This is a genomic window from Kribbella sp. CA-253562, from assembly GCF_050942265.1.
Taxonomy (GTDB): domain Bacteria; phylum Actinomycetota; class Actinomycetes; order Propionibacteriales; family Kribbellaceae; genus Kribbella.
Genome location: NZ_CP192049.1, coordinates 2,231,697 through 2,252,032 on the forward strand (window position 1 = coordinate 2,231,697; position 20,336 = coordinate 2,252,032).

The window sequence follows — 20,336 nt, forward strand, 5'->3', positions numbered from 1 at the left end:
CCCACGCCACAGCGATCGGCCTAGGCGTCCGCCGATCTGCGGTCGGGTGCTTCGGTCTGCGTGAGGGCAGCCAGCAGTTGCAGCTTCTCGTCGCTCTCGCTGTCCTTGTCGGGGTAGTAGACGACGAGTAAGACGTCCTCGACGGGGAGTTTGTCGCGGTGGAGCTCGAGTTCACCGACAACAGGGTGGTTCACGGTGATGCTGCCTCCGTCGAGTGCGCGGACGTCGTGGCGGGCCCACAGCGTGCGGAACCGTTGACTGGACAGGGCGAGCTCCCCGACGAGTTCCACGAAGCGCGGATTGTCGGTGTCGTCCCCGATCGTGGTGCGCAAAGCACCGACGAAGGCGGCCGCCGCGTCCGCCCAGTTCGGGTGGAACGCTTGCTCCTCGGGATCGAGGAACAGCGAACGCAACCGGTTCTGACCGGGTTGCAGGCGCGGGTTCAGCGCGACGGCCATCGGGTTCGACGCCAGGACGTCGAATGCCCGGCCTTCGACGAACGCGGGAACCTGAAGATGAGCGAGCAGTTGGTGTACGCGGGCCGGAACGTGCTCGGGTCGCTTGCGCCGCGGTGACCTGGGGCGCGCCGCGGTGAGACCGAGCAGATACGTCCGCTCGACGTCGTCGAGAAGCAGCACCCGGGCGAGCGCCTCGAGCACCTGAGGCGAGGGATTCGTGTCGCGGCCGCGCTCCAGGCGCAGGTAGTAGTCGGGGCTGATGCCGGCCAGCAGGGCCACCTCCTCCCGGCGAAGGCCGGTGACCCGGCGGTTGCCGCCAGGCGGGAGACCTGCCTGCGCCGGGGTGACGAGCTCACGCCGGGCGCGTAGGTAGCTGCCGAGCCGGTTGCCGGATTCCTCATCCTTCATACCTCCACCGTAATGCGGCGTACGCCGTGGAGAGGGGCCCTGTCAGGACCAGGGAAAACCGGGGCCGACCCACTCCCGGCGGATCCGGCCGAGACTGCGAACGAGACGTTCCGCGGAACGCCCCAGGCGCCGGATCGCCTCCGGCGTCCCGAATCGAAAGGAAGAATTCATGGATCTGTCCAACCGCACCGCGCTCGTCGTCGGCGGGACCTCGGGGATCGGCCGGGCGCTGGCCCGCCGATTCGCCGCCGCGGGAAGCACCGTGGCCGTCGGCGGCCGCAGTACGGAAGCACTCGCCGAACTCGACGCGGAAGGTTTCGGCACCGTCAGCATCGATGTCACCGACAACGCGTCGGTCGCGTCAGCTCGTGATGCCGTCCTCGCCCGCTACCCCGGGCTGGACACGGTCGTGACGATGTCGGGCGTGATGCTCCTGGAGGACCTGCGCGACCCGGCCCACTTCGGGGCCGCCCAGGCGACGATCGACACCAACCTGGTGGGAACCATCCGGGTCATCGACGCCTTCACGCCGTACCTGGTCGGGCGGGGGACCGGCACGTTCGTCACCGTCACCTCCGGCATCGCGTTCCTGCCCTTCCCGCCCATGCCCACGTACGCCGCCTCGAAGGCCGCGGTGCACGCGTACTCGGAGGCGCTGCGCGCGCAACTCGACGGGACCGGCGTGGGCGTCGTCGAACTCGTCCCCCCGGCCGTCGCGACCGCCAACCAGGAGCAGGTGAACCCGCACGCCCTGCCGCTCGACGACTTCGTCACGGAGGTCATGCAACTGCTCTCCGCCGAACCCACTCCCCGCGAGATCGTCGTGAAGGCAGCCCAGATGCACCGTTGGGCCGAGCGCGACGGCACCTACGACGAGCTCGTCGCCCAGCGGTCGAAGGCCCTGGCGATGCTCGGAGCTCGCGAAGGCTGACTCAGAGCAATCTGGCCAGCGCGTCCGCGGAGGGCGACGAGGCAACGGCCTGGTACGTGATGATGATCTGGTCGTCGACGCCGGCGATCGACAAGGCCTGACGTTGCAGCGTCAGTGGTCCGACGGCCGGATGGTCGAAACGCTTGACCTCACTCCGTACGGGCCGCACATCGTGTCCCTCCCACACCCGGCGGAAGTGGTCGTCGGCCAGCACCGAGGCAACGATCTCACCGACGGCGGGATCGCGCGGGTCGGCCTCGGCGCGCAGTGCGGCGGCGGTCTGCTCGGCGATGTCCGCCCAGTCGGGAAACAGTGAACGGACACCGGTATCGAGGAACATGCCTTGAACCAGGTTTCGACCAGGCGTGTAGAGCGGAGACAGCGCCATCGCCAGCTTGTTCGCCGCCAGTACGTCGAACCGTCGGTTGCGGACGTAGGCGGGCGTCTGACTCCACGCGTCGAGCAGTTGCTGCACCTCGTCGGAAACGTCGGCGTCGCCCGTGGACGGTGCCGGTGGAGCAGCGAGGGCGAACAAATGAGCAGTCTCGTGCTGATCGAGCCGCAAGGCAGTCGCCAAAGCCTGCAGCACCTGGTGGGACGGGTTGCGGTCCTTGCCCTGCTCCAACCGGGTCAGATAGTGCTGACTCACCCCGGCGAGCTGGGCCAGTTCATCGCGGCGCAGTCCCGGCACGCGGCGCCGCCCGTACGACGTCAGGCCCGCCTCGTCCCACCGGATCCGCCCGCGCCGCGCCTTCAGGAAGTCGCCGAGCAGGTTGTCGCCGCTCATGCGTTCCAGCCTAACCCTGTCAGGGGTGTGGCTACCCGAGGTCGGCCGGAGCACGGTGGAGTCATGAAAACCTGGTTCATCACTGGAACGTCACGTGGATTCGGCAGGGTCTGGGCTGAGGCCGCCCTCGACCGCGGGGATCGCGTCGCCGCCGCCGTCCGCGATCCCTCGACGCTCGACGACCTGTCCACGACCCACGGCGAGCAATTGTTGCCGCTGGCCCTCGATGTCACCGACCGCGCGGCGGTGATCGCCGCCGTGGCGCGGGCGGTGGACACCTTCGGCCGGCTGGACGTCGTCGTGAACAACGCCGGCTACGGGCTGTTCGGCATGGTCGAGGAGACCACCGAGCAGCAGGCCCGGAACCAACTCGAGACGAACTTCTTCGGTGCGCTGTGGGTCACGCAGGCCGCCCTGCCGGTACTGCGGGCACAGGGCAGCGGGCACATCCTGCAGGTGTCGAGCATCGGCGGGATCGGCGCGTTCCCGACGCTCGGTCTGTACAACGCGTCGAAGTGGGCGCTCGAAGGTCTCAGCGAGGCGCTGGCCGCGGAGCTGGCTCCGCTCGGTCCGAAGGTCACGATCGTGGAGCCGGGACCGTACGGCACCGACTGGTCGGGCGCCTCGGCGGTGTACACGCAGCCGATCGCGGCGTACGAGCCGGTGCGGGAAGCTCGTCGGGCCGCCGCGGCCGCTCGTACGCCGGTTGATCCCGCGGTGACCGCGGGAGTCGTCCTGCAACTGGTCGACGCGGAGGAGCCGCCGCTGCGCTTGTTCCTCGGCCCGTACCCGTACCCGATCGCTGAGAAGTTGTACCACGAGCGACTCGACACCTGGCAGAAGTGGCGCTGGCTCGCCGAGCAGGCGACTACTCGTGAGCCCTTCCCTGGTTGACGAAGGGCCCACCCGCTGTGAAGGCGAGGTCCGCGAATCGCGTGCCGATCAGCGCGTGGGTCTCGGCACCGGGGTGGAGCCCGTCGGGCAGCGGGCAGACTTCGGCATCGGCTTCGCCGTACAGGGACAGGCCGTCGAGATAGTGCAGGTTCGCGTCGTCGGATCGTGCTTCGACGATCTCCTGGAGAGCCGATCGAATGACCCGCAACGTCAACCGGCCCTGAGCGGTGTCACCCGGTTGTCCGGTCGCCATGAACTGGACGGCGTCCGTGCCGAGCGTGGCCGGATCGAACGCGCCCGGTCCCGGGGTGTTCTCGTGCACCGCGCAGAAGATCGGCGAGACGAGCAGCAGGGGAGTGGCCGGATGGCCGTCGCGGATGGTGTCGAGGAAGCCGTGAACCGCGGGCACAAAGGTGCGCAGGCGCATCCCGTCGAGGTTCACCACATTGATGCCGAACTTCGCGCTGATCAGGTCCGCGGGGGTGTCGCGCATGACGCGCGCGATGACCGGATCCACCAGGGCGCTGCCGCCGAACCCGAGGTTCTGCAGCCGCACTCCGGCGCGTCGAGCAGCGACCACCGGCCAGATGCCGGTGGGATTGGTGGCGTTCGAGCCCTGACTGATGGAGCTGCCATGGTGCAGCCAGATTGGGCCGGCCGGGGTGACGGCGTACACCGGCGCGTCTGACTGCAAGCCGATCAGGTCGACCTGTTCGTTGTGGGGCAGCCAGATCTCGACGTTCTTCTCCCCGGCGGGGAGGTCTTCGACCGTGACGCTGTCCGAGCTGCCCGGCACGAAGGTGTTCGTGCCGGTCTGCAGGTCCAGCTCGACGCTGTCGCCCTCCGCCAGCGTGTGGGAGGTGTGAAAGATGCCGTCGACAACCACGTCGATGTTGCCGCGGGCACGTTTCACACCCCGGTAGGCAACCCGGGTGGCGTGCACTTCCAGCGTGAGGCGGCGCGCGGTCGTCACGACCGCGACGTGCACCCCCGACGGCTGCGCTTCCATCAGCTGGAGCTGGGCGTCGGCGTATCGTTCGCGGACGCGCCGGGGCAGACGATGGGGCCGCAGTCCGCGGTCGGTCGCCTCGAGTTCGAGGGCGCCGTGGACGAGCTCCGCCGTGAGCGGCGTGGTGATCATGATTTCTCTTTCGTGCGGAGGCTTTCGCGGCCGTGCCAGTGGGTCAGGAGGAAGTGCAGGGAGTCGAGCAGCTCGGGCCACGACTGCTCGGCCGCCGGAGTGCTGTGGGCGAAGCTCCCGATGCGCTCGAGCTGGAGGAACCCGTTGAGAGCGCTGCCGACGATCCGGATGGCGTGCGTACGGTCGTCGCCGGTGATTCCGTAGCCGAGCAGGACCGCGTCGTTCACGCGCACGATGCGGCGCGCGGCCGGGGCGGCGACCGCGTCGGCCCCGGCCCGCCGCTGCAACGACTCCCACCGGCCGGGGTGGTCCTGGACGTAGCTGCGATGCGCGTTGCCGAACCCGGCCAGCGCGTCGTACGCCGAACGCCCCGCGATGGCCTCACCGATCCGCTCCGCGAGCTCATCGAGCGCCAGCACGGTGATGCCGTCCCGCAGGGCTGCAAGATCGCGGACGTGCGCGTAGAGACTCGGCGTCTGTACGCCGAACGACCGGGCGATCGCGGCGAGAGTCACCGAGTCGAAGCCGCTGGTGTCGGCGATCTCGGCGCCGCGGGCGATCACCGCGGCGCGGCTGAGCTGTGGACGGTCCATGACCCCACCCTAACACCATTAGGAATGCTCCTAATGGCGTTAGGGTCGGTCGGTGGTCGCTCAGCTGCTGGGGCAGGTGTCGCGGTATTCCGAGATCGCGCGATCGCCGGTCGGGGCCGGGCAGAGGAACTGCTCGTAGCGGGTGTCGTCGTCGATGAACCGCTTGAGCCAGGAAATGCTGTACTTCGCGATCGTCGTGTTGGACGTGTTCGGGGCGAAGTGTGAGGCGCCGGCGAGTTCGAGGTACGCCTTGTCCGGAGTGCTGGGAAGGCTGTTGTAGAACGGCTCGGCGTGTGTGGTGACCGACGCGACCGAGTCGTTCTGGGCGCCGACGATCAGGGTCGGCACCCGGTTGCCGGACCAGTTCTTGGTCGTGTTCCACGGAGTCAGCGGGATCGCCGCTTGCAGCGCCGGCCGGTCCTTGGATGCTTCGAGGCTGCCGCCACCGCCCATCGAGTGGCCCATCACGCCCAGCCGGGAGGCGTCGATCCGGGTCCGGACCGAACTGCGCTGGGTGAGGTAGTCCAGGGCCGCGAGCAACTGATCGCCCCGGCTGGACGGCTGGTCGTACCGTGTCAGCGTGTCGATCGTGAAGATCACGAACCCTTGCGACGCCAGGCGCGGGCCGAGTCAGCTCATGCTCGACTGGGAGGCGGTGTAGCCGGGGGCGATCGCGACCGCGCCGAAGGTGCCTTCGGCGGTGCTGGTCGGGTAGTAGATGGTGCCGCCGCCGAAGCCGCTGACGACGGCCCGGGACACCGACTGCTGCGACGTCGCGAACGGGCCGCGGGTGGCCTCGATGCTGGCGGTCGTCGGTGCGGGACCGCGTTCGTACGGGTTCTCGGCCGCCTGCGCTCCCGGTACGACGGTCAGCCCGCCGGCGGTGAGTGCGAGCACCGTGGTGACCAGGCCGAGCAGCCGCGCGGCCGGTCGTGTTCTGTGCGCATGGTGGTTCATCAGACCGCGACTCCTTGCCAGAGGAAGGTCCCGCCCCGTCGCCGCTCGGCGACACCTGCGTGAGACGTTAAGGTCGAATGTCTCACTCGACAAGAGTTCGCTTACGGATCGTGACTCACGCCACGCGAAGCGTCACCGAGCACCAGCGCGCGATACAGCCGCCCGACCTCGGCCGGCCGGGCCGGACGCCCGGCGATGACATCGGCGTAAAAAAACGACTCCGCCATCCGGACCAGCGCGTAGGCCAGATCGTCGACGTCCAGCAGCGGCGTGAATCCGCCCGCCTCGGCATCCCGCCGCAACAACCGCGCATGCGCCTCCCGTACGCCGGGGTGCACGGTGCCGAACGGGTCGGTCAGCACCCGGATCGCGAGCAGCGGCTCCTCGTCCAGCAGGCGCCGTACGCCGGTGTTGGTCGCGGCCCGGATCCCGTACCACTCGAGTTGCTTCAGGCAACGAAGTTCGCCCTCGGGAGTGTGCAGCGCGTCGCCGTACTGGTCGGTCCAGCGGTGCTCGCACAGCTTCAGCGACCGATCCGACAACCACGCGAGCGCCAGGCCCAGCAGTCGTTCGCGATTGCCGACCCGGCGAAACAACGTCGCCCGCGACAGCCCGAGCTCCGCGGCCACGCCGTTCAGCTCCACCCGCTTGCCGTCCGCGATCTGCTCCGCCGCATGACGAACGATCTGCTCAGCCGAAACCACCACCACGTCCGCAGTCTAGTCAGCGCACCCACTCGCCGGCGTTCGCCATCGGGCCCCCTGCGGTGGTCGTCCTGAAGCTGCCGCGGCGGCGCACCCGGGAACATTCCCGTCTAGTCTCACCGGACATTCGACATCGAGGAGGACCCGATGGGCTACCAGGAGCGTCGAGCCAAGGCGATCGCTGAGCAGGCCGCACCACACCTCGAGCCCGGCGAGCAGATCCAGACCGGTTTCCTCGCGGTGACCGGAGGCGCCATCTTCAACGTCGGCTGGTGGGTCGTCGTCACCGACCGCGCGATCCTGGTCGTACGCCGCGGACAGGCCGTTCGCGGCCCCCGCGACGTACTGTTCGGCGAGCCGAAGGGCGTGTACCACTCGATCACGCTCGACCAGCAGTACCGGGTGCACCGGCAGTACTACCCGGAACTCCTCGCCGCGGACGAGGCGCTGCGGCAGATGCGGTCAGCCGACGACCGCTGATGCACGCTACTGCACTCCGCGAACGGTGCCGCCGTCGACGCGGAGCGAGGCTCCGCTGATGTAGTCGGCGAGGGGACCACACAGGTAGGCGACGGCTCCCGCGATCTCGTCGGGGCGACCGAAGCGGTTGGTGTCGTTCGGCACGAGTTCGCGCACGGAGTTCTGCTCGATCTCCGGCCAGGTGCTGCCCCAGCCGCGCTCGTCGGCGATCCCGGTCAGCAGTTCTTGGACGGCGGGGACCAGGATCGCTCCAGGGGCCACCACGTTCGAGGTCACGCCGGTGCCCTTGAGTTCGCGGGCGAGGGACACGGCCAGGTTGTGCCGGGCCGCGAGGGTCGCGTTGTACTGCGGGTGGGTGTTCATCGGCTGACCGCCGAGTCCACCGCCGATGGTGATGACGCGGCCCCAGCCGCGCTCGCGCATCGCCGGGATCAGACGCTGGATCATCCGTACGCCGGAGATCACGTTCTGGTCGTAGGTGTCGGCCCAGGCCCGCGACGTGGCCTCGTCCCAGTTCAGGTGCTCGTAGGCACCCGCGTTGTTGACCAGGATGTCGACCGGCCCACCGGCCAGCGCGGCCTCGGCGACCGCGTCGGCGCCGGCGTCGCTGGTCAGGTCGCCGACCGCGACCGAGGCGCGGCCACCGCCGGCGGTGATCTCGTCGGCGATCGCCTGGGCCCGGTCGGCGTTGCGTCCGTGGACGACCACGGCCGCACCTTCGGCCGCGAGCATCCGGACGGTCGCTTCCCCGAGTCCGGAGGTGGAGCCGGTCACCAGAGCGCGCCGTTGCTTCAACTGCAGGTCCATCGTGCTGCCTTTCGATATCAACCGGTACTTCGGGTCCAAGGAAGGCTTGTTCGCCGAGGTCGTGGACACCGTGTTCGCGCCCCCGACCATGGTTCCCGCCGATCCCGGCCAGGCGGTCGAGCTGGCCCGGACGACGGCCGAGGCGCTGGTCGCCCGAACCGCTCCGGGCGCCGAGCACCTGGGCCCGTTCGAGTTGATGCTGCGGTCGGCGGCCAATCCGCGAGCGGCCGACCTCATTCGCGCCGGCATCGAACGCCACGTCCGGGCCCGCTTCGCGGCCAACCTGGACGGCACGGACGTTCATGAGCGAGCCGAGCTCGGCTTGGCCCTGCTCGCCGGCGTCTGGCTCTTGCGGACGGTGATCGCCACGCCCGCATTGCAGGAAGCTCAGCCGACGCCACTCACCGAGCGCTTGACCCAGATGCTGGCTGTCGTCGTTGAGTCATGATCGGTACGCCCGATGGGCCGGAGCGACGGGTGAGCCCGTCGCTCCGGAGTTACTAGGGCAACAGCGCCTCCGTTACTGGAAGCTGCAGCCGGGGTTCGGCGCGTCGACGGCCAGCGGCTGACCGACCGGGTTCCGGTAAAGCACCTCGAGCACCAGCGGGGTCTTACCGAGGTTGCGGCCGATGTGCACGTACCCGTCGCCGCTGGCCTCGGAGATGGTCTGGCCGGGCCGGTAGACGCCGTCGCTCGCGCAGGTCGAATCGAAGTGGCTCAGCACGCCCTTGCGAACGAGGCCCGAGACCGCACCGGGGTGGTAGTGCCACCCGGTGGAGCCGCCGGGCGCGACAGTGATCTCTTTCAGAACGTACTCGGTGCCGCCGACGGTGTAGTCGGTGAGAGTGACAGCACTCACGCCGGTGCCGGGAGTCGCGCTGGCGGTCATGGGACTCGCCGCGAGCGCGAGGCCGGCGGTGGCGAGGGTGGTGAGGGTGGTGAGGGCGAGCGAACGGGACCTTGTGAACATGGCGGGACGTTCCTCCGAGTGATGTGCTGATCGAACTGGCCGCTGCGGGCTCCGTTGCCCTAGACAACCAATTGCGAGGCTATCGCGCGGACATAGACGTCTGGTCGACAACCGGCTGCCGAGTCTTCGCCGGCAGGTCAGCTGCCGAATCGCGCCAGCTGCTCGGCGGCGCCGTCGCGCCTGCGTTGCGCAGCGGCCGCGTTCCGGGTCGCACGGTCCAGGGTGCGCTGCAGCCTGGCGGTTTCCCGCCGTACTGCCTTCAGTCGGTCGCGAGTCTGCTCGAGCTCGTCGGTCAGCCGCTCGATGGTGGTCTCGAGGTCGGCGAGGTGATGCTGGTTCGCGTCGAGGACCGCCTCGGCCTCGACCCGTTCGGCTTCGGCCTCGGCGTACTCGGCAGCTGCCTGCTCGACCCGAGCGGCCAGTTCAGCCTGGCGCTGCTGCAGCGGATTACGCCGCGGCCGCGGCGGAGTGGTTGCCTTCCGCACCGGCGTCGGCCGCTTGCCGCGTACGACGCGAGGCTTGACCGGTACCAGCCGGGCCGGCTCGCCGGATTCATCGACAACGCCGAACCCGACGTGACGCAGTGCGCTGGTCAGCTGGCCACTCCGGAGCAACTGCGCAGCGCCAGGGTCGACCAGGGCAGCGTCGAGGGTCTCGGTGAGCCGCTCCGCCACCGCCGCGGTCACCGTCCGTCCCTCGGCGCGTGCCTTGTCTCGCGCGGTGGTCACCAGCGCTCGAACGAGTTCGTGCCGCTGCGGGGTGAGCCGGCGCAGCGCCGGTGCGTCACCCGACAAGTGCGCCTGGCGCAGTTGTTCGCCGAGTTCGGTCAACTGGTGCACACCGTCGGGGTCGGCACGGACCAACTGGTTGGCCAACCACGCCGCCAGGGTCGGTTTCCGCAGCGCCTTGATCGCCTCGGCGGCGCGGGGATCGCCGGCGTTCTTGGCCGCCAGGTTGCGAGCAGCGGTGAAGTCCTCCGGGCCCAGCCCGTACAGCTCCACCGCGACCTGGTCGACGTCCACGCCTTCCACGATGCGCTGAGCCGAGGCTCGTGAGCAATGCCAACCCTGTTACAGCGAAGGATCGGCCGAGTTCGATACCGATGCGGTAGGCAACTACCCACGGAGGGTGAGGGTCGTCGTCGCTCGTCAGGTCGACTCGGCGCCGGCTAGTCGTTCCTTCAGCACTTCGGCCTGTGCCGGGTTGGTCGTGAGCTCGAGAGCGCGCCGATCGGCTTTGGTTGCCCCTTCGGAGTCACCGACGGCTCGGAGCAGCTCAGCGTGGGTGGCGTGGTACAGCGGGTAGTTGTCGAGTTCTTGGTGCAGAGCGCTGAGTTCCATGAGGGCGGCTTCGGCGCTGTGGACGTATCGGACCGCCACGGCGCGGTGCAGACGCGTGACAGGGGTGGGTTGCAGATGGAGCAGCATGTCGTACAGGACGAGGATCTGCTCCCAGTCGGTCCCGTCCCAGCTGGGCGCCTCGCTGTGGCAGGCGGCGATGGCGGCCTGCAACTGGTACGGGCCCGGGGCGCGATGGCGGCGAGCGGTGCGGGTGAGCAGCGCGGTCGCGGCGGAGATCGCGGCGTGGTCCCAGGCACTGCGGTCCTGGTCCTGGAGCAGGACGAGTTGACCAGCGTCGTTGAACCTGGCTGCGGTGCGGGCGCGATGGAGCCGGATCAGGACCAGGAGTCCGGTGATTTCGGGTTCGGCCGGTAGGAGCCCGGCCAGGAGCGTGGTGAGCCATTCGGCGTCGTCCACCAGGTCGCGTGAGTGCGACCGGTCGCTGTGGCTGGACAGGTAGCCCTCGTTGAAGAGCAGGTAGATGACGCTGAGAACCTCGTCCAGGCGGTCCGGGAGCTCGTCGTCGCGGGGGATCCGGTACGGGATTCCGGCCTGGGCGATCTTGCGTTTGGCGCGGGTGATGCGTTGCGCGAGCGCGGTCTCGGAGGTGAGGAAGGCGGCGGCGATCTGGGCGGTGGTGAGGCCGCAGACCACTCGGAGAGTGAGTGCGATCTGCGCTTCGCGGGCCAAGGCGGGGTGGCAACAGGTGAAGATCAGGCGCAGCCGGTCGTCGGGTGCGGGTTGCAGGGGCCACTGCAAGTCGGCGAGCTTGCGGCGGTAGTTCTGCTGGCGGCGCAGAACGTCGAGTCCTCGCCGTCGGGCCACGGTGAACAGCCAGGCGTCGGGCCGGTCGGGGATGCCCTCGACCGGCCAGCGCCGTAACGCGGTCTCGACGGCGTCCTGGACGAGATCTTCGGCGGTGGCGAAGTCCCCGAGCAGCGAGACCAGGGATGCCGCGAGCCGGCCTGCGTGGTCTCGGACCACGCGGGCCAACTCGTCGGTGGCTGGAGTGGTGGTCATGACTCCACAGGGCGGATTTCGACGACTGGGCAGCCTGGCCACTGCTTGGCGATGCGCACGGCCTCGTCGAGGTCGGCGACGTCGATCTCGGTGAAGCCGCTGACCACCTCCTTGCCTTCGATGAACGGTCCGTCGGTGGTGACCGGCGTGGGTCCGTCGAGGCGCAGCGTGGTGGCCGTGTGCGGTCCCTGGAGTTTGCGGCCGCCACGGATCTTGTCGGAGTGGTCGAGGAACCACTGGTTGACCCGCTGGTAGGCGCGCTCGCGCTCGTCGGCGTTCATCGCCGCGAGGTCTTTGGCGAACTGTTCGGTCTCGACGAACATCAGTACGTACTTCATGGACGTGACCTCCTGGTTTCAGTGTGTCGGATCCGCGGGCAGGCCTTTCGAATCGCAGGTTCAGAAGGGAGACGATCGGCGCGGCGTCGAATACGACACTCGGCACAACCAGCCGTACGACGGGGGTCGGTTGGTCAGGTGAGGTCGAGCCGCGCCGTCCGCCACAGGCCGGCCGCGGCGACTCCCAGCCCGTAGGCGGCCAGCACGACGCCACCTTGCCAAGGCTGCAGGAAGTCCTGGTCGGTCAGCGTGATCCGGGTCAGCGCACTGGCCGACGGGCCTGGCAGGAAGACCGTCCAGTCCTGTAACGCGGAGATGCGGGTGACGATCGGCTCGGCCACGAACAGGTAGACCAGCAGGCCGACCACGGCTGCGGCCTGGTCACGCAGCAACGCACCGAGGCACACCCCGAGAACGGCGAACGCTGTGACGGCGGCGACGACGCCGGCCACCGTGGCCGGGATCCCGTTGCCGGTCAGCGTCGGGTCGATCCCGCGCGCAGTGAGCCAGGGCCACGCGATCGCGGTCACGACGGCGACGCACGCCAGCCCGAAGGTGGCGCCGGTCAGCGCGTAGGTGATGAGTTTGGCGGTCACTACCCGCGCCCGGTGAGGCGTGGCGAGAAAGGTCGTGGTGGCGGTGCGGTGCCGGTACTCGCTGGTCATCCCGATCGCGGCCAGAACCGCGACCAGGGTCTGCGCTCCGCCGGCCGCGGTACCGAACAGCAGCCGCTGGCCCGCCGCGGTCGCCAGTGGCGGCGCGAGGGTGTCGGGGTCGTCGTTGAACGCGATGTTCAGACTCGCGAACAGTGCCGTCAGTGCCATGGTGGCCAACAGCAACCACAGCCACAGACGAGTGGACAGTAGCTTGGCGAACTCGCCCCGCATCAGCCGGACCATCAGACCCCTACCTCCGAAGCGTTGCCACCCCGGTGGGCACCTGATGTCATGGTGAAGAACAGCCGCTCGAGGTCGCCGGTTCGTTCGGACAGCCAGTGCAGTTCGATGCCGGCAGCGAACGCCGTGCGCCCCACGGCCGCCGCGTCCAGGCCGCTGACGAGCAGTCGGCCCGCGCTGTCGAACTCGACGTCGACGCCGTCGCGCGCCGCCAGCGCGGCGTACAGTTGCTCGCTCTGGCCGGTGCGCACCTCGACCACCGTGGCCTGCGATCCGGCGAGTTCGGCTACCGGTCCCTGGAAACGCAGGCGGCCCTTGTCGATGATCACGACGTGGTCGACCAGTTGCTGCATCTCGGTCAGGACGTGGCTGGACACCAGCACTGTTCTGCCCTGGCTCGCGAGTCCGCGCAGCAGGCGCCGCATCCACACGATGCCTTCGGGATCCAGCCCGTTGGCGGGCTCGTCGAGTACGAGAATCCGCGGGTCGCCGAGCAGTGCCACGGCCAACGCGAGCCGCTGCCGCATCCCCAGCGAATAGCCACCGATGCGTCGCTCACCGGCCGAAGCCAGCCCCACCAACTCGAGTACCTCGTCGGCCCGTTGCGGCGCGAAGCCGCTGACAGTGCAGTACACCCGTAGGTGCGTGCGACCCGTCCGCGCCGGATGAAACCCTGATGCGTCCAGCGCAGCCCCGACGACTGTCAGAGGTCGGGCTATGTCGCGATAGGCGGCGCCGGCGATGGTGGCGCTGCCCGCGTCGGGGCGGATCAGCCCGAGCAGCATCCGCAGTGTGGTCGTCTTGCCCGCGCCGTTCGGCCCAAGGAACCCGGTCACCGCGCCCGGCTCGACGTGGAAAGTCAGGTCGTCGACAGCCCGTACCGGACCGAACGACTTCGACAACCCGCAGACCTCGATCCCCGCGGTCACGACGCCTCCCGGATGGCCCGGCCGAGTACGTGCGGCGCGGCCGGAGACGGCTGTCCGGGCGGGAAGTCGAACCGGTCGAGTTCCTCGATCACGAACCCGGCGGCCGTGATCGCCGCCGCGGTGTCCCGGCCGACATGGCAGCCACCCGTCAGCCACGGCCACACGGTTTTGTCCGCGATGCGCTGCACCCGGGCCAGCCGCCGGCCCGGTTCCGCGGCGACGTGCTCATAGAACCGCAATTCACCACCGGGGCGCAGTACCCGAAACGCCTCTGCCAGCGCGGCGGTCTGGTCGGCGACCGAGCAGAGCACCAGACACATCACCACCACATCAGCCGAACCATCACCAACCGGCAGACGCTCCGCGGTGCCGTCGACCACCTCGATTCGGATGTCGCCGGCCGTCGCACGCCGCGCGGCTTGGGCGCGCAGGTAGGGGTTCGGTTCGATCGCGACGACCTCGGTCACCGTCGGCGGGTAGTGGGCGAAGTTCGCCCCTTCGCCTGCACCGACCTCGACGATCCGCCCGGCGGTCCCTGCCACCAACCGGGCGCGGTGCTCGGCGGCGCCTTGGCGATCCATCATCGGCCGCAGCCGCGCATAGACCCGCGCGAACACCGGATGCGCCCTCCGTCTGCTCATAGCGCCTACGATGAGCTGTTAACAGATGAGTGTCAACACTGGTGTAAACAGTTAGGGAGAGTCGGTGACCAAGGCGCCCGAGGGGAAGTTGCTGAAGCGGCCCGAGCGCCGTCGCGCGCTGATCCAGGCCGCGGCGCGCGCGTTCGCGCGCGGCGGCTATGCGGCCACCAACCTCGACGACGTCGCCGCCGAGGCCGGCGTCAGCCGGGTCCTCATCTACCGGCACTTCGAGTCCAAGACCCACCTGTACGAAGCGGTGCTGGCCGACGTCAGCGACCAGCTCCGCACCGCTACCGGCCATCCCGACCACTCGACTTCGAACAGCCTGCAAGGTCTGGTCGCGGCGGCGCAGGGCAACCCTGACGGGTTCCGGCTGTTCTTCCGCCAGTCCGGGCAGGAACCGGAGTTTCGCCGGCACGCCGACGAACTCCGCGCCGCGATGAAGGCCACCGCGCACCCGTACCTCGAACAAGTCATCCCCGACCAGGCCCGGCTGCGGTGGGCCGCCGACCTGATTCCCACGATCGCCGTCGAAGCCGTCATCGCCTGGCTCGACGCCGGCTGCCCCTCACCCGAAACCGCACCGGACACCATCAGCAGCATCATCGCCAGTGCCGTCAACGCCATCGCCTCCACCAACGAAGGCGAGTGAGCAGCCGTAACCCTCCTCTCGCTCGGAGGAGTTCGCACGGCGGGCATCCCGCCGAGCCGGCCCAAGCCCGCCGTCTACGACTATCACCGCCTCCAAGGCCACCAGGCCGACGCCTTGGTCGCCGAACTCGCTACGCCTGCAGCGGCGCCGCTATGTCGGTGAGTTCTACGGGCACCGCCTGTGGTGTCCACCAGACGCCTTCGATGAAAACGACCTGGACTTCCTGACCGAGCCGTACGGCGACGCCGCAAGACTGCGCGCCGCCTTCGCCGACTACGAGGTCGTCATGGGCACGCGGCCACTGTCGGCCCCCGAGATGCTCGACCGCCCAGTCCAGCAGCCGGCGCTGATCCTGATCGGCACCGACCAGGTCACCCTCGGCGACCACATCGACCAGCGGTGCGCACTCGCCTTCCCCGAAGCGGTCGGCCCGTTCTGGATCAAGAACGCCGGCCACTTCATGCCGTGGGAGCGACCCGCAACGGTCAACCGCGCCATCCGCTCCTTCTGCAGCGACCTCCTGGCCGTCTGAACTCGAGCCTCTTCCTGTCACCCCCGACTGGCCAGGAACTACCGTTGATCGTTGACAAGCGCGTCGTGCAGTGCGCGGTAGACGTCGAAGGTTTCGTCCTCGCTGATTGGTACCGGGGTGTCGCTCATCGTCGGTGCGGTGTCGCACATGACCTGGATCGCGACGTGGTCGGCGCCGGCAGCGACGTGCTCTCGCAGCTTGGCGGCGACAGTCGAGACGTTGCCATGAGCAACGAGCGCGTCGACGAGGCGATCACTGCCGCGCCCGACCAGGTCGTCGTCGGTGAACCCCTGCCGAAGCAGACTCGTGCGGTAGTTCCGCAACCGCAGCATGGAGGCCATGTACTCGCTGTTGGTCTCTCGGGCCCGTGCAGGATCGGTGTTCAGCACGACCTTGTGCTCGGGCGCGATGACGACATCGTCACCGGCTGCGGCGCGCGCACGCCGTGTCCAGTCGGGCGTGACCGAGTAAGGAATGACCCCGCCGGCCCGCTTCGCTGCCAGGGTGAGCATCTTGGGTCCTAGCGTCGCGATCACCCGCCGTTCAACGGGCACGCCCGCGGCATCGAGCTCGTCCAGGTAGCGCGTCATGGCCTGCAGCGGCGATTGGAAGCCCTGGTTGAGTTCCGGATGACCGATGCCGATTCCGAGCACGAAGCGGTCAGGAAAGCGTTCGTTGAGGCGATGGTACGAGCGTCCCGCCGTGGTGGCATCGCCCGCCCAGACGTTGACGACACTGGAACCGACGATCAGCGACGAGGTCGCCGCCAGGAGCTCGTCGGCTCCCGCGATCTCCGCCGTCTGACCCGGAATCCAGAGCGCGCCGAATCCGATCGCCTCGATCTCGGCGGCCTGTTCCGCAGTGGTTCTCGGTCGCCAAATGCCCCAAGCGGGCAGGGAAATGTCCAGCAAGGTTGTCTCCTGATGGTGGTGGGCCGGCTACTGCTCCAATCAAGCTAAACCTTGGAGTACGCTCCAAGGTCAAGAGCAGATGTCGCGATGTGCGGCAGGTGCGCGCGTACGGGCTTCGAGGAGGAGCGTGAGATGTCGATGCTGATCGGGGAGTTCGCGAAGCGAGCCGGATACTCCGCCGACACTGTTCGCTTCTACGAGAAGCTGGGATTCTTCGGCCGCAGTCGCCAGGACAACGGGTACCGGGTCTACACCGACGAGGATCTGAGGACCGCGGATTTGATTGCCACCGGCAAGTCGATGGGGTTCTCGCTGCGAGAGATCCAGGGCTTCCTGGAGGAGATGAGCCACGGATCGCTCGACCACGCAGCCGTGCAGCGCAGCTTGCGTGACAAGCTCCAGTTGATCGATGCGCGCATCGCATCGTTGAAGACGACGCGAAAGCTCGTGCTGGAGCAGATCGAGTACTGCCGTGCGATGGAACTGAGCGAAAAGGATCAAGCGGCTCAGTAAGAGATTGCCGGCCGAGTGCTCACTGGCACCCCGCCGGCAAGCGTCCGCCGGAGCTGAGATCAGGATGGAACCAGGACGACCTTTCCGTTGCTGTGCGCGGAGGCGACGTTGCGATGTGCTTGTGCGGCTTGGTGCAGGGGATAGCTGCGGCCGACTCGGACAGTGAGGTCGCCCGCCTCGGCGAGGGCGGTGATAGCGGCCAGGTCGGTCGGGATCAGCCGGGCGAACACCCCGATGGTGCCTGGATACGTGGTGGGATCGACCACGCTCGCGACCCGCACGGTCTTCTTGCCGACTTCCGGTGTGGTCGCCAGCACGCCGCGACCGGCGGCGTCGAGCACGGCGTCGACGCCTGCGGGCACCAGTTCGCGGACGCGCTGGGCCAGCCCGTCGCCGTACCGTACAGGCGTCGCGCCGAGTGAGGTCAGGTAGGCGTGATTGCCCGGCGAAGCGGTACCGATCACGCGGGCTCCCCGGGCCAGCGCGATCTGGGTGGCCAGCGAACCGACTCCACCGGCCGCGGCGTGAATCAGCACCGTTTCGCCTGACCTGACGGCCAGCGCGCGCACGACCGCCTGATAGGCGGTCAGTCCGGCCAGTGGCAGCCCCGCAGCTTCGGCCCAAGACAGGTTGTGGGGCTTGGGGGCCAGCATCTGCACGTCGGCTGCCACCAGCTCGGCGTACGCGCCGGAGTGCAGGGCGTGACCGCGGAGGTAGCCGATGACCTCGTCACCCGGCTTGTACTCCGGGGCAGCCGGACCGGCCTCGACGACCACTCCGGCCAGGTCCCACCCCGGTACGACGGGGAAGAACGTCTCGACGGCATGATCCATCATTCCCTGCCGGTAGCTGAGGTCTGCCGGGTTCACCGCTGCTGCCTTGACCTGGACCAGGACACCGTCCAGGTCGAGCTTCGGCCGGGGCAGCTCGGCGGCTTCCAGGACTTCAGGACCGCCGAACCGGCGGTAGACGATCGCCTTCATCATTCTCCGTTTCGCGATCAGGCCGGCTGGTGGGGCGGGCGGTCCATCAGCACGTCATGGCGGGTGATGCGCCATCCGTCCTCCAGCCGGTGCAGGTCGGTGTCGTAGTAGCCGGACTCCACTGGCCGGATGGTGCCGTCGGCGGACGTGAGGAACACGACGAACTGTGCGTTGAGGTGGCCACGATCACCGGTCACCTCGATCAGGTGGTCGGCGGTGAGGTGGTGGCTGGAGAAGCCGGGAGGCAGGGCGGGCATCAGGTTGTCGACGGCCCAGCGCACACCGGAGCCACCGATGAGTGGTTCGCCGGCCGGCAGGTGTTCGCCGGTGTCGGACTTGACGAGGATTTGCACAACGGCATCGTCGGTGAACAGAGCACCCTGTGCGGAACCGTCGCGGGCGTCGGTGGCCCGGACATACCGGGCCAGTAGGTGCTGAATGGCGCGTTCGTCGGTCATGGGTCCAGGTCATCAGTCCCCGAACCGGCGAGCAATGACGGCTTTCCTCCCATCATTACCCTGAAGGTATGGATCGTTTGGAGACCCGCGAGCTGAGCTACTTCGTCGCGGTCGCCAGGGAACTGCACTTCGGCCGCGCAGCTGAACAGCTCGGGATCGCACAGCCGCCGCTGTCGCGGGCGATCGCCAGGCTCGAACGACGGGTCGGCGTCCGGCTGATCGATCGGACCAGCCGCAGCGTGGCCCTCACGGCGGCCGGTCAAGCGTTCCTGGACGCGGCTCAGCGCGCGTTGACCGCGATCGACGCAACCGTCCAGCGAGCGCGCGAGGCCGCTCGGCCGCCTCGACTCAGACTCGCCACCCGGCCGGGCGCCGGCGCCGGCGTGCTGGTCGGCCTGCTGACGGCGTACGGCGAAGATCCCGTGGCGGTACCGGTCGAATTGGTGCACACCCACGACCAGACCGGGGCCTTGGTGGCGGGTCTGGCAGACGTCGCGCTCGTGTGCAGCCATGAGTTGCCGGCCGGTGAGTTCCGGACCGTTGAGGTCGCGATCGAGCGGCCGGTGGCGCTGGTGTCAGTCCACCATCCCTTGGCCGGACGGCAAGCCACCACCACGGCCGAGCTGCGCGAAGATCCGACGTACACCGACGTGTGCCCGGCCGAGCCGCTGGACGCGATCATCGACCGGGTCGGTCTCGGCCAGTTGTCCGTCGTGGTCGGAGAAGGAACGCGCGATCGGCTCGGATCCGCTGTCACCGCAGTTCCTGTCCTGGATCTGCCACCCACCACACTCGTGCTCGCGTGGTCACCGGGGGAACCGAACGCCGAACGCGACGCATTGATCCACGCTGTCGCGACGCCGAAGCGAATCAGGGGTGCTGTTGCCTCGGGCCCGTTCAGGCGGGCATCGCGGACGGCCGAGGCCGACCGCTCTCCTGCCCGTTGAGATCAGACACCTTCGTCACCGCTGCCGGCGGTCCCGCGTCCGCGCGGAGACCGCCCGACGCTCGGACCGCGAGGTGCGCAGCCTGGACGAACGCCGACACGAACGCGGATCGCACCCCCTGGGGCCAGGCGATCAGCAGTTCGGCTGGTGGAAGGTCCGTGACCTCGGCATACACCACGCCGGCGCGTTGGTTGCGGGCGGCAACCGATGTCGGTGGGAACCAGACGGCGCGGCCGAGCTCGATGAGCGTGAGCAGGTGCGTCAGATCCCGGCATGGAGCCGCACCGTCGTCCGAAGGCCCTTCCGACGTTCCTGGACCGCGTGTGGCGGGTGTGCCGTCGGCCAGCGTCCTGCCCTCCAGGTCGGCCAGGCGCAGCGACGCGCGGGCTGCCAACGGGTCGCCGGCCGCCAGCGCGACCAGACGGGGCTCGGTCAGCACCGACTCGACGTCCAGGCCGCGGTCGTCGAACGGGGCAGGGATCAGCGCGACATCCGCCCTGCCGTCGCGCAGCGCCTGCACCTGTTCACCGAGATCACCCAGCAGCAACTCCACTGGGCGGGCGTTTTCGTCACGCTCGAAGGCGGCCAGCACAGCAGGCAGGATTCCGCCGTCGTAGTCCACCTTCAACGCCAGCCGTAGCGCGCCGTTCCCGTGTCCGGCCTGCTGGGTTCGCCGCGTCGCAGCGGCGATCGCATCCAGCGCGGCGCGTGCGTCGCGCAGCAAGACCTCGCCGGCCTCCGTCAGCCGGACCTGCCGGGTCGTTCGCTCCAGCAAGGTGACGCCGAGCTGGCGTTCCATGTCGCTGATCGTTCGCGACAGCGGTGGCTGAGCGATCGACAGCCGCTCAGCCGCCCGGCCGAAGTGCAACTCCTCCGCCACCGCGACGAAGTACTTCAGCTGCCGGACATCGAGCTCACTCATATCGGCACGCTATCAGCGCTTACCGAATTGGTATTTCCCTGCTCCGGGCCCGCGGCGATCTACTGAACCCGCTGTGCTCAACGACGCAGGGCTGGACGTCGCTGCGTCGGGCGATCACTTCTCA

Annotated in this window: 27 protein-coding genes; 8 read left to right on the forward strand and 19 right to left on the reverse strand. The window is 68.8% G+C overall.

The genetic code is table 11. The features are described 5' to 3' along the window. Positions 1-20: 20 nt before the first annotated feature. Positions 21-866: a helix-turn-helix transcriptional regulator gene (locus ACQPXM_RS10895; RefSeq protein WP_432947428.1), complete on the reverse strand. Its 846-nt coding sequence runs from the start codon at positions 864-866 to the stop codon at positions 21-23. A 169-nt stretch (positions 867-1,035) separates the two neighbouring features. On the opposite strand from ACQPXM_RS10895, the gene ACQPXM_RS10900 reads away from it, so the two are divergent. After that, positions 1,036-1,797 (forward strand): SDR family oxidoreductase, encoded by a 762-nt coding sequence (locus ACQPXM_RS10900; RefSeq protein ID WP_432947430.1) that lies wholly within the window; start codon positions 1,036-1,038, stop codon positions 1,795-1,797. Between the two features lies 1 nt (position 1,798). On the opposite strand, the gene ACQPXM_RS10905 is transcribed toward ACQPXM_RS10900, so the two are convergent. Continuing rightward, entirely contained in the window at positions 1,799-2,584 is a 786-nt protein-coding gene (locus ACQPXM_RS10905) for a helix-turn-helix domain-containing protein (RefSeq protein ID WP_432947432.1), read from the reverse strand. A 63-nt stretch (positions 2,585-2,647) separates the two neighbouring features. Here ACQPXM_RS10905 and ACQPXM_RS10910 point away from each other — a divergent pair, with 63 nt between their 5' ends. After that, positions 2,648-3,478 carry an SDR family NAD(P)-dependent oxidoreductase gene (locus ACQPXM_RS10910; RefSeq protein WP_432947434.1) on the forward strand — a complete coding sequence of 277 codons (831 nt, stop codon included), beginning with the start codon at positions 2,648-2,650 and terminating at the stop codon, positions 3,476-3,478. Here the strand turns inward: ACQPXM_RS10910 and ACQPXM_RS10915 are convergent. The 5 genes from ACQPXM_RS10915 to ACQPXM_RS10935 all read right to left on the reverse strand — a co-directional run bounded on the left by ACQPXM_RS10915 (position 3,453) and on the right by ACQPXM_RS10935 (position 6,879). Further along, positions 3,453-4,619, reverse strand: coding sequence for a GDSL-type esterase/lipase family protein (locus tag ACQPXM_RS10915; protein ID WP_432947436.1), 1,167 nt, complete (start codon positions 4,617-4,619; stop codon positions 3,453-3,455). The genes ACQPXM_RS10910 and ACQPXM_RS10915 overlap by 26 nt on opposite strands. Beyond that, on the reverse strand, positions 4,616-5,212 hold the full coding sequence (locus ACQPXM_RS10920) for a TetR/AcrR family transcriptional regulator (protein WP_432947438.1): 597 nt from the start codon (positions 5,210-5,212) through the stop codon (positions 4,616-4,618). Before ACQPXM_RS10920 ends, ACQPXM_RS10915 begins: the two co-directional genes overlap by 4 nt. A 60-nt stretch (positions 5,213-5,272) precedes the next feature. Further along, positions 5,273-5,812 carry a hypothetical protein gene (locus tag ACQPXM_RS10925; protein ID WP_432947440.1) on the reverse strand — a complete coding sequence of 180 codons (540 nt, stop codon included), beginning with the start codon at positions 5,810-5,812 and terminating at the stop codon, positions 5,273-5,275. A gap of 30 nt (positions 5,813-5,842) precedes the next feature. Next, positions 5,843-6,169, reverse strand: a complete 327-nt coding sequence (locus ACQPXM_RS10930) for a hypothetical protein (protein WP_432947442.1) — start codon at positions 6,167-6,169, stop codon at positions 5,843-5,845. 101 nt (positions 6,170-6,270) lie between these two features. Continuing rightward, positions 6,271-6,879, reverse strand: a complete 609-nt coding sequence (locus ACQPXM_RS10935) for a QsdR family transcriptional regulator (protein ID WP_432947444.1) — start codon at positions 6,877-6,879, stop codon at positions 6,271-6,273. 141 nt (positions 6,880-7,020) lie between these two features. On the opposite strand from ACQPXM_RS10935, the gene ACQPXM_RS10940 reads away from it, so the two are divergent. Next, positions 7,021-7,353 (forward strand): hypothetical protein, encoded by a 333-nt coding sequence (locus tag ACQPXM_RS10940; protein ID WP_432947446.1) that lies wholly within the window; start codon positions 7,021-7,023, stop codon positions 7,351-7,353. 6 nt (positions 7,354-7,359) lie between these two features. Here the strand turns inward: ACQPXM_RS10940 and ACQPXM_RS10945 are convergent, their stop codons facing one another. After that, positions 7,360-8,160: an SDR family NAD(P)-dependent oxidoreductase gene (locus ACQPXM_RS10945; RefSeq protein WP_432947448.1), complete on the reverse strand. Its 801-nt coding sequence runs from the start codon at positions 8,158-8,160 to the stop codon at positions 7,360-7,362. Between the two features lies 1 nt (position 8,161). On the opposite strand from ACQPXM_RS10945, the gene ACQPXM_RS10950 reads away from it, so the two are divergent. Continuing rightward, a complete protein-coding gene (locus ACQPXM_RS10950) occupies positions 8,162-8,608 on the forward strand; it encodes a hypothetical protein (protein WP_432947450.1) in 447 nt (148 codons plus the stop codon). A gap of 72 nt (positions 8,609-8,680) precedes the next feature. Here the strand turns inward: ACQPXM_RS10950 and ACQPXM_RS10955 are convergent, their stop codons facing one another. The 7 genes from ACQPXM_RS10955 to ACQPXM_RS10985 all read right to left on the reverse strand — a co-directional run bounded on the left by ACQPXM_RS10955 (position 8,681) and on the right by ACQPXM_RS10985 (position 14,270). Then, positions 8,681-9,130 carry a cupin gene (locus tag ACQPXM_RS10955; protein ID WP_432947452.1) on the reverse strand — a complete coding sequence of 150 codons (450 nt, stop codon included), beginning with the start codon at positions 9,128-9,130 and terminating at the stop codon, positions 8,681-8,683. Between the two features lie 137 nt (positions 9,131-9,267). Then, the gene (locus ACQPXM_RS10960; protein WP_432947454.1) at positions 9,268-10,152 is read right to left on the reverse strand and encodes a hypothetical protein; all 885 of its coding nucleotides are present in this window, start codon (positions 10,150-10,152) and stop codon (positions 9,268-9,270) included. Positions 10,153-10,278: 126 nt separating this feature from the next. Continuing rightward, on the reverse strand, positions 10,279-11,490 hold the full coding sequence (locus ACQPXM_RS10965) for an RNA polymerase sigma factor (RefSeq protein WP_432947456.1): 1,212 nt from the start codon (positions 11,488-11,490) through the stop codon (positions 10,279-10,281). Next, on the reverse strand, positions 11,487-11,828 hold the full coding sequence (locus ACQPXM_RS10970; RefSeq protein ID WP_432947458.1) for a YciI family protein: 342 nt from the start codon (positions 11,826-11,828) through the stop codon (positions 11,487-11,489). Before ACQPXM_RS10970 ends, ACQPXM_RS10965 begins: the two co-directional genes overlap by 4 nt. 134 nt (positions 11,829-11,962) lie before the next feature. Next, on the reverse strand, positions 11,963-12,727 hold the full coding sequence (locus ACQPXM_RS10975) for a hypothetical protein (protein ID WP_432947460.1): 765 nt from the start codon (positions 12,725-12,727) through the stop codon (positions 11,963-11,965). Then, on the reverse strand, positions 12,727-13,653 hold the full coding sequence (locus tag ACQPXM_RS10980) for an ABC transporter ATP-binding protein (protein WP_432947462.1): 927 nt from the start codon (positions 13,651-13,653) through the stop codon (positions 12,727-12,729). Before ACQPXM_RS10980 ends, ACQPXM_RS10975 begins: the two co-directional genes overlap by 1 nt. Then, complete coding sequence (locus ACQPXM_RS10985; protein ID WP_432947464.1) at positions 13,650-14,270, reverse strand: methyltransferase domain-containing protein; 621 nt, start codon at positions 14,268-14,270, stop codon at positions 13,650-13,652. The genes ACQPXM_RS10980 and ACQPXM_RS10985 overlap by 4 nt, the downstream gene beginning before the upstream one ends. Positions 14,271-14,358: 88 nt before the next feature. Here ACQPXM_RS10985 and ACQPXM_RS10990 point away from each other — a divergent pair, with 88 nt between their 5' ends. Both ACQPXM_RS10990 and ACQPXM_RS10995 read left to right on the forward strand, forming a co-directional pair. Beyond that, positions 14,359-14,946, forward strand: coding sequence for a TetR/AcrR family transcriptional regulator (locus tag ACQPXM_RS10990; RefSeq protein ID WP_432947466.1), 588 nt, complete (start codon positions 14,359-14,361; stop codon positions 14,944-14,946). Positions 14,947-15,232: 286 nt separating this feature from the next. Further along, positions 15,233-15,478 carry an alpha/beta fold hydrolase gene (locus ACQPXM_RS10995; protein WP_432947468.1) on the forward strand — a complete coding sequence of 82 codons (246 nt, stop codon included), beginning with the start codon at positions 15,233-15,235 and terminating at the stop codon, positions 15,476-15,478. A 38-nt stretch (positions 15,479-15,516) separates the two neighbouring features. Here ACQPXM_RS10995 and ACQPXM_RS11000 read toward each other — a convergent pair whose 3' ends face one another. Next, positions 15,517-16,389 carry an LLM class F420-dependent oxidoreductase gene (locus tag ACQPXM_RS11000; RefSeq protein ID WP_432947470.1) on the reverse strand — a complete coding sequence of 291 codons (873 nt, stop codon included), beginning with the start codon at positions 16,387-16,389 and terminating at the stop codon, positions 15,517-15,519. A gap of 132 nt (positions 16,390-16,521) precedes the next feature. Here ACQPXM_RS11000 and ACQPXM_RS11005 point away from each other — a divergent pair, with 132 nt between their 5' ends. Beyond that, a complete protein-coding gene (locus ACQPXM_RS11005) occupies positions 16,522-16,902 on the forward strand; it encodes a MerR family transcriptional regulator (protein WP_432947472.1) in 381 nt (126 codons plus the stop codon). Positions 16,903-16,961: 59 nt separating this feature from the next. Here the strand turns inward: ACQPXM_RS11005 and ACQPXM_RS11010 are convergent, their stop codons facing one another. Both ACQPXM_RS11010 and ACQPXM_RS11015 read right to left on the reverse strand, forming a co-directional pair. Then, a complete protein-coding gene (locus ACQPXM_RS11010; protein ID WP_432947474.1) occupies positions 16,962-17,885 on the reverse strand; it encodes an NADP-dependent oxidoreductase in 924 nt (307 codons plus the stop codon). A gap of 17 nt (positions 17,886-17,902) precedes the next feature. Continuing rightward, positions 17,903-18,343, reverse strand: coding sequence for a nuclear transport factor 2 family protein (locus ACQPXM_RS11015; RefSeq protein ID WP_432947476.1), 441 nt, complete (start codon positions 18,341-18,343; stop codon positions 17,903-17,905). A 68-nt stretch (positions 18,344-18,411) separates the two neighbouring features. On the opposite strand from ACQPXM_RS11015, the gene ACQPXM_RS11020 reads away from it, so the two are divergent. Then, the gene (locus ACQPXM_RS11020; protein ID WP_432947478.1) at positions 18,412-19,290 is read left to right on the forward strand and encodes a LysR family transcriptional regulator; all 879 of its coding nucleotides are present in this window, start codon (positions 18,412-18,414) and stop codon (positions 19,288-19,290) included. On the opposite strand, the gene ACQPXM_RS11025 is transcribed toward ACQPXM_RS11020, so the two are convergent. Next, positions 19,241-20,212: a LysR family transcriptional regulator gene (locus ACQPXM_RS11025; RefSeq protein ID WP_432947480.1), complete on the reverse strand. Its 972-nt coding sequence runs from the start codon at positions 20,210-20,212 to the stop codon at positions 19,241-19,243. The genes ACQPXM_RS11020 and ACQPXM_RS11025 overlap by 50 nt on opposite strands. Positions 20,213-20,336 lie beyond the last annotated feature (124 nt).